General features: G+C 53.7%; 1 protein-coding gene. It reads right to left on the reverse strand.

The features are described 5' to 3' along the window. The coding region (locus CH339_RS25665) for a hypothetical protein (protein ID WP_497847421.1) at positions 1-174 on the reverse strand (174 nt) is incomplete at its 3' end. Positions 175-272: the final 98 nt, after the last annotated feature.

A 272-nucleotide genomic window follows, 5' to 3' on the forward strand; every position in this document is an offset into this window, starting at 1 on the left:
CATCAGCCTCATCAAGTTGACGCCGTTCAAGCCGAGCGCGTCATTCGTTGAAATGCCGAGGACGACGGGACGGGAGTTTCTCATCGTCGCTTTGGCCGCCATGAGAACCGGACTGTCCGTCTGGGCGTTTGCAAGCTTGCTCATCGAATTTCCCGTCAATGGCGCAACAACCATGCAGTCCAGCGGTGTTTTCGGCCCGAGAGGCTCAGCTTTCGGAATGGAATCAATGACTTCAAATCCAGTCAGCTCTTCTATTCTTCTGACCCATTCTT

Origin of the sequence: Rhodobium orientis (assembly GCF_003258835.1) — a bacterium.
Classification (GTDB): domain Bacteria; phylum Pseudomonadota; class Alphaproteobacteria; order Rhizobiales; family Rhodobiaceae; genus Rhodobium; species Rhodobium orientis.